Source organism: Candidatus Methylacidiphilales bacterium, assembly GCA_025056655.1.
GTDB lineage: Bacteria > Verrucomicrobiota > Verrucomicrobiia > Methylacidiphilales > JANWVL01 > JANWVL01.
Genome location: JANWVL010000027.1, coordinates 1 through 7,706 on the forward strand (window position 1 = coordinate 1; position 7,706 = coordinate 7,706).

At 33.8% G+C, this 7,706-nt stretch carries 8 protein-coding genes; 2 read left to right on the plus strand and 6 right to left on the minus strand.

Translation table 11 applies throughout. The annotated features are described in order from the left end of the window. Together NZM04_01010 and NZM04_01015 are read right to left on the minus strand one after the other, a co-directional pair. Positions 1 to 197: disulfide bond formation protein B (locus tag NZM04_01010; protein MCS7062623.1), on the minus strand; the 197-nt coding region annotated here is incomplete at its 3' end. Between the two features lie 71 nt (positions 198 to 268). Then, complete coding sequence (locus NZM04_01015) at positions 269 to 538, minus strand: hypothetical protein (GenBank protein ID MCS7062624.1); 270 nt, start codon at positions 536 to 538, stop codon at positions 269 to 271. Positions 539 to 557: 19 nt separating this feature from the next. Between NZM04_01015 and NZM04_01020 the strand changes: the two genes are divergently transcribed. Next, positions 558 to 962, plus strand: a complete 405-nt coding sequence (locus NZM04_01020; GenBank protein ID MCS7062625.1) for a hypothetical protein — start codon at positions 558 to 560, stop codon at positions 960 to 962. 501 nt (positions 963 to 1,463) lie between these two features. Here NZM04_01020 and NZM04_01025 read toward each other — a convergent pair. Both NZM04_01025 and NZM04_01030 read right to left on the minus strand, forming a co-directional pair. Beyond that, the gene (locus NZM04_01025) at positions 1,464 to 3,125 is read right to left on the minus strand and encodes a hypothetical protein (GenBank protein MCS7062626.1); all 1,662 of its coding nucleotides are present in this window, start codon (positions 3,123 to 3,125) and stop codon (positions 1,464 to 1,466) included. A 706-nt stretch (positions 3,126 to 3,831) separates the two neighbouring features. Next, positions 3,832 to 5,640, minus strand: coding sequence for a hypothetical protein (locus NZM04_01030; protein MCS7062627.1), 1,809 nt, complete (start codon positions 5,638 to 5,640; stop codon positions 3,832 to 3,834). Positions 5,641 to 5,877: 237 nt separating this feature from the next. Here NZM04_01030 and NZM04_01035 point away from each other — a divergent pair, with 237 nt between their 5' ends. Beyond that, positions 5,878 to 6,387 (plus strand): hypothetical protein, encoded by a 510-nt coding sequence (locus NZM04_01035; GenBank protein MCS7062628.1) that lies wholly within the window; start codon positions 5,878 to 5,880, stop codon positions 6,385 to 6,387. Between the two features lie 115 nt (positions 6,388 to 6,502). Here the strand turns inward: NZM04_01035 and NZM04_01040 are convergent, their stop codons facing one another. Next, positions 6,503 to 7,180, minus strand: coding sequence for a hypothetical protein (locus NZM04_01040; GenBank protein ID MCS7062629.1), 678 nt, complete (start codon positions 7,178 to 7,180; stop codon positions 6,503 to 6,505). 3 nt (positions 7,181 to 7,183) lie between these two features. Then, positions 7,184 to 7,706, minus strand: a 523-nt coding sequence (locus NZM04_01045; GenBank protein MCS7062630.1) for a hypothetical protein, incomplete at its 5' end; no start/stop codon positions are given.

A 7,706-nucleotide genomic window follows, 5' to 3' on the forward strand; every position in this document is an offset into this window, starting at 1 on the left:
ATGCGCTGATACCAACACCACAGACAGGGGATCCAGCCCAATACCTCGCTCATGTATAGGCTGCCACAGGTCGCTACCCAGGCCGCGGCCAGCGCGACGTAGAGCGCGTTCCGCGCCAATGCGGCCTGGGACGCGCGAGACGAAGCCACATCTTGCGAATCGCGCAAGGCGAATCTGCCGACTTCAGAAGCGGTCATTAGAGTTTCTCCACACCGGCCAACCCGGCCAACATCGTCGGTTTCGACCAAGCCCCACTGTTGTCTACACCTTAAGCGAGTCCGTGCCTGCCGGAGCGCTTAAGGGAGGGAGGACGATGAACCCGCGCGATGCTTAAAGCAAATGCTACCAGATCAGCAAGAGCAAGTAAGGGGGGAGTAAATAAATTGGATACATGAAGTGTCCAAGATGCCAAAGCGAATCGGTGGTTAAACAAGGCAAGAATCACAGCAGCAGCCAGCGCTACCTGTGCAAGGCCTGCAATCGTCATTTCACCCCTCAGCCCAACCCAATCGGCTACCCGCTTGACATCCGTCGCCAAGCCGTCGAGATGTATCTAGATGGCCACAGCTTCCGACGCATCGGGCGCAATCTGCGTGTCAAGTGCGCAATCGGTAGCCAACTGGGTCAAGTGCGCCGGTGAACGTGCCTTGGCTGCCCCCATCCCACAGCCCCCAACCGACGACGATACTGTCGTCGAGCTCGATGAGCTGTTCACATTCGTCGGGAGTAAAAAAACGCGTCTATCTCATCACGCAGGTCGAGCGCCGGACGCGCTGCGTGATGAGCTGGTAGATACTCTATCCCGCGATGAAGCGGTGTTGCAAGCGGTGGTGGATCAAGCGCCACGCGCATTTCAGTTAGAGCTTGAAGATTGCCTGATATGTACAATAAATAATAATAAAAGAAAAGATAAATCGTTCGTTCCATTTTTCCCATTAAGTTTTTTAACTCAAAAGAAGTAATCAGCCCCTTATCTATTAAGAATTTCAATGAAACAAACTTACTAGGATAAGTATCGAAAATATTACAATATAATCTCATCAGAGATAATGTCTCATTTGGGTACAAATTGAATGAAAATTCTATGCGCTTGTAAATATCAGCAGTAATTTTAATATTTTCCATATGGTATAGTAAATCAACTAGTGAATAATGAGCTGGCATATATTATATTATAACCCAATTTATTGACCTGCTTGGTAGCTCGGGTTATATAAATCGAGACAAACGAATAAAAAGACGGACTAATCTAATAATCTCGATTCATCCAATTTATGGAGGATGAAACAAAATAAATATACCGACAAAAAATATGATTAGAATAGTTAGTGTATCTATTTAAATTATACTTATTTGCGTGCAATATAGCAATTGCCGTGGAGTTTTATTTTATCTATATATTTTAAATATAAATATTTTCAACGGCTATAATGTAAATAGAATTCAGCTACTCATAGATCTAATTATGCCAAAAATGGGCAGTCATTTTCCTTATGTTTGCTATATACATTAAGTATATGCTTAATTACTTTTTGAAGTGGTTTTTGCTTTTTAACTATGATTATCTCCAAAGCAGCATTGCTTATTTTATCATCTCCTATGTACTTCATTAATTCATAGTGTTTCGTGTTCAATGCCTTAACAAATATCTGCGAATTTCTAAAAAAGGTGTGGAGAGCTGAATCATCTCCTATTGAAAATAATATATTTATTGTCCTATCTAGAAATTTTAGATCGTTTCTTTCCTTCATTATAATTTCATCTATTTCTTTATCTATCTGGCCTTTATTTATACATAATAACATCATCAGGCATGCAGATTTAGCTGCAAATCTATCCTCCAATATCTCTGCATTGGATATAAGGCTGAACATATCAAGTATATCAAGATAAGATAATTTATTCGATTCTAACATAGTATTGATCTGTCTTGGGAAGGAAGTATAAAAGAATTCGCTAAAATAGGGTATATTGTCCAACCATTGTAGTAATGCCTCTTGACTTATCTGTCTACTAAGATTTATCGTGCAATCTATATCCAGAGCTGGATATTTTATTCTCAAATCCAACAGCTTTTGAAAAACATCCCGCGTAATTCTTTCGTTTTTAAAGAAGTAAAGAGCGTACAGTAGATTTGCTTTACCTAGTGGCATGTCTTTATCTATATACTCATAAAACTTCTTTATTGCTCGTTGATCACCGCTATAACCATATAAAACAACGTCTTGTGTATTATATTTTTCTATGTAATCATAAAAATCTTTTGAATACTTTTCTATTATACGCTCATCTTGGCTTTTAACATTTCCTCCTTTTTTGAGGATATCTTCTCTAAAAGCAAATATAATGCGGCCCATAGCATCAAGCGCTATCTCTTTTTCTCTATCATCAAAATTGTGTATATTATTCTTTATAAATTCATAGTCGTCTAGATCTCCAATGTAGCCCAATAATTCAATAAATTTATCCCGAGAGCAAGAAGAATAGGCACCTAATATAGTTTGCTTGATTAAATTCTTAACTGAAATGTCTTTACAATCTCTTAGTGCAGTAATGGCAGGGGTAGATATATTTTCTATATCCGAGAGGGATAAAGCAAAAAGTGGCTTTAACTTAAGATCACTTCTCACTGTTCTTAAACTTAGAATAGCATTTCTAGCCACATCTTTATCCTGATCTTGTGTTCTTCCTATGATAATATCTAAAAGTCCATCATCTGGTGGGTATTGATATGAGAGTATATAAGAGGCAAGATCTATTAAAACACACCTGATTTTCGGGTCTTGATATTCTGCATATTCTTTAATCAAAGGTAGTATATCCTTATCACCCATCATGTATAATCTCATATATACCGCTAATCTTATCAAATAATTATTACTTTTGGCAAATAGATCGAAGATTTGGTTTACTCTTTTATCTTCAAGCAAAGCTAGGTATATTAGTAAGTATGCAATTTGTTCTTGATGAATAGAATTAGATAATAGACATCCAAGAGAAGCAATCAATATTGACTCCTTAAATTCTTTAAAATGAAATAAATCATCGGAATCTATTATTTTTTTGTCATCTATAATTATATTATACAAAAACTTAAATAATGTGTGCCTGCGATTTTTTTCCATACTATAATTATATCTCTTTTAAGCTCTCTCCAAATTGAAATCAGTTGCTTTTAATTAAACATAAAACCATCATCCTACAGATAAAACAATGAACAATCTTTAATATAATAACAGATCTATGCTTAATAGCTTAATTTAAAGATTCAGATATTTATGGGAGGTAATGATATAAATTGGAGTAGACAAAAAAGAGAAGATGACTTGTTAAGTCAAATGCGCATGTCTTTATACTTTATTTATTAGACACATCGTTCATTATCATAACCGCTTCTCACACTTTAGTTTTCATGATCAGCTATTCACATGAGTCAGACGTAGCAATACGCCTATTTCATCATATGAGCAGTGAACTGTTATATACTTTAAATAGCTTCACGATTCATCTAACTCTATATTGATATTGCAGACAACAGGTATTTAGATATTAAGTACATTGCAGTATTGTAATGGTGGATTGATTAGACATATTACTTTAAATTACCATGGTAGATATAATCAGATATATCTTGATCTAAGCAAACAATTTTCAGGAAGAGCTAGTAAAAATAATAATCAACAATATGAATAATTATATAGCCTCATTATATCTAAATATTTCACAAATAAAAGCATTATAGAATTAATGCTATAATAAACAAGATCAATCATTTTACAGGCCGTAAATAAAATATAAGAACACATTCAAAGCATAAGTTGATTTTAGCCGCTAAAATATAAATCGGTCGGTTTTTGATTTAGCTCCATTGTGAAACTCTGATATGTAATTTAAAATTTCGAATCTATCTCCAGGTTTATTTTCGTAATCTGAAGGTGAATAAATTAGATCATATATAGCATTCTCTTTGTATTTACATAGAATATGGATTATAGCTCGACGATTATCTATGCATTTATCATCGTTAAAAATTTCCATGGCCTGCTTAATAACAAACTTATCATCTATATATCTAATTATTTCCATGCCATAATTATTATGCGAATTAAAAAACACGTTCGCGTTTTTAAACAAAGATCTGAGAGATTTTTCTGTTTTTGTCATTAAAAATACGGCAGTCGTATCTGAAATAAATTGAGGATTATCTTTGCCGTGAAACAAGAGGGCATTACATAAATCATCGAGTTCATTTTGATAATCCATGATATTGGCTAACCATAAAAAACAAACACCATGAATATTACTCCCCCAGTTTTTAACAAAAATGTCAATTGATGTCGCGTAGTCTTTTATTTTACTTAAAACATCCGGCCTATATGTAAGAATATGGCATAAGAAATCAGAAAAATATCCTTGTGTTTTTCTATATTCACTAAAAGCAATATTAAGGGCAAATTCAATGATATAGTCCTCATGAAAAGTCATATTGTTTAATATATAGTTACTCATATTGAGTGTTGCTTGGCCACCTGAGTTGATATATGAGTTAATGATGGATGAATTTATTCTTTCACTTCCCAAATATAACATAGATGAAAATAGACAATATTCTACACAATTCTTAGACTCTATTATATTCAATAAAACTCCTTTCACATTTTTATTGCCAGAAGGTTGCAAAGAATATATAGAATAACCCTTAATCTTAAGTAAGAAATCAAGATAATCTTTAACATAATAATCAACAAAATCATCATTCGTTGAGCAATTTAATTTTACCTTTCCTTCAATTATTCTATGAATAATTCTTCCCATAGCATAGACCATATCGGGTTGAAAATTATTTATATACTCATCGAAGATGTATTTAATAAAATTATACTCCGCTATTTCTCCGATTTCTCCTAGAATATTTATTATATATTTCTTCAGGTGATAATCTTTAGTGTATTTAAATTCTTCCTTAAGATGAACAATATAATCATATTGTGTGAAAGATTTCTTTTTTGCCTTGAGCTTATTCTCCATACATGCATTAAATTCTCTCTTTATTTTATCAGAAGCCATGCTCCCATATTTATTAATCATAAGATACAATAAATGTATCGCCATAACGCGAACTAAATTATCTTTACTCTTTATTAATTCTATAACAAGATCAACTAGGTCATCTTCTAAAACTTCTTCGCAATACACAACTTTTTCTATAGCTTCCAAGAATGCCACTGACCTATTTTGATCATCGGCGTGAATATACTGTTTGAGGTCTTGACTGATTGCCTTGTGGCCGAGTATATATAAACCTACAAGGGCAGAAGTTTGAATATCTTGTTGCGTATGATACTTGTACTGTTGCAAAACAGGAATTGCCCTTTGATCTTTTGTCATAGCCAAATAAATCAGGCGATCTGCAGTATTACGGTCATCATTAGTTTTTGTCATTAATCCATACATACAGGACAAAAAGAGTTGTTCGGGATACTTATTAATAACACGATGTGCATTGTAATACACTGGATAAAAAGTATGATGACCGAACATCATGCGAAATATGAGAGGATGTGATTCAACCATGATATATATTATAATACAAACAAAACCAATTTTCGCTACTCCCCAGAAAACGTTAAAAAGAAACACGCTTGTTGATACCAGCTAATGAGATCCACAGCAATTTGAGAGAACACATATAAATAGAATACGAATGATTTTTATTAGCTCATTGATTAATTAATTGTATATTATTCTATCATATACTTCACCAGAGCAAAGGCTATGATATTATTAATAGCACGATGTGCAACAATATCTAGTCTGATGTATAAATGGTATGATTAGGATTACAGCCACATATTTTGATGTCGCAGGAGGAGAGCCATGGGAACAAAAAACAAACTTTATCAGTACCCGACGAATTTAAGGATAAAGACAGGACAGCATGAGGTCATCTACACGCTTTCTTCAGTCTATTATGCAGTCAAATGTACATCTTCATATCAATGTTCTGATAGAGAAGAAATTCTAATGATAGAGGAGGGTGGCGATATTTTTTGCATTTTAGAAGGAGATGGTACATTCGACACAGAAATGAACACGACTGCGGTTTATCAAGGCGAAGGTGGACTCTTATGTGTGCCTACTGGTAGGATTTTCGTACGGCTAGAAACAAACTGTTTTATTTTAGATAAGAAAGATGAATTTAAAGAACTTGGATTTGTCGTCTCTGAAATTATCCCTTATGCCCCTAATGCGGCATGGCTTGAAAGGGAAGATAAAAACATAGCAGCATCTCTTCAAAATATCGATGAGCTGAAGAACTTAAATTCAGTATGTCATGTAGAGCCGCAACTCATCAGTAAACGTAATTTGCGCCAAGATGAAATATAATAGTGCAAAGTGTTTGATTTTATAGCAAAATACAAACAAATGATTGTGAAAAGTATCTATTTATATTGCACAAGACAGAGAGAGTGAGGCCGAAATTAAAATAATTTATTATAAATCATGTCGAGCCATTATTTTTATTATCATTATATTCTAAACGTGAATTGATTGTGAGAATTTTGATAATAGGAATACTTATTGTCGTGCCGTATAAATAACGAAACTCAACGTTCATTTTAAATAAATTATAGATGAATAAAGATATAGATGAGACGGTTAGAAAGAAAAACACAATTGCAATGCTATATATTATGCCACCACTTAAGTACGGCATCCCTTTGTTTGGGTTGTCCAATCTAATACGAATGGGTATAATATCATTTTCACTATCTAAACGATCATATCCTGTTTCTATCAGAAATTTGCACAAGATGGGGGGTATAAAATAACTATTCTCGACCGAATTTGGATTATCACATTCAGCATTATAATCTATTAAAAAAGATGGCAATTTATAAACAGAGTTTTCGTGTATATAAATAACATTAACTCTATATATTTTTAAAAAACCAAAGTCACGATCTAAATTCTTTGTGTCTAAATAACCATATGCTATTGTATTATTAAACGGGAGGGTGATTAAATCTCTTAAATTTTCTGAAATAAGGGTCAATGATAAGGTTAGAAAAAATAAACCGCCATACAGAAAAGTTCTTCTTACTCTTAGTTTGATAGACTCTACCCAGTATTTCTGTAGCTCTATTTCTGTATCATATCGGTATACTTTTCCGTTCATATCTTATCCTTTGCGAGATACACCTTCAATATAATCCAGAATGTGCTTCAGTTGTATGATAGAGGATTTTATTGACTGAACTATTTCTTCCTTATTTTCAGGATTAGCGGCAAAAATTTTATTCTTGCTGTTTAAGATATTATCGGCTAACAAACCTATTTGCAATTTTATTTTCTTCATTCGTTCCACTAACGACCGATTACCAGATCCATATCTTCTATTTTGTTTCTCTACATTTCTTTCATCATCTCGACTATTTATAATAGCTTGTGCCATTTCATTTTGAGCGGTTGGGCTCATCATACTGGCTTTCTTAATAAAGCTCATAGAGAAGTTATATGCTATGGCAATCTGTATAAATTCTGGCGTCAGGCGCTTATAACAGGCGATTGCTTCTCTTATAAAAGTAGGCTTAAACTCCCTGCCAGTCTTCTCTTTAAGTATTTTTATTGTATCTCCGATGGCTTTCTGCATAATTTCTCTATTACTCAACAGAGCGCCATCCGATGATTTCATTAAACCGTCA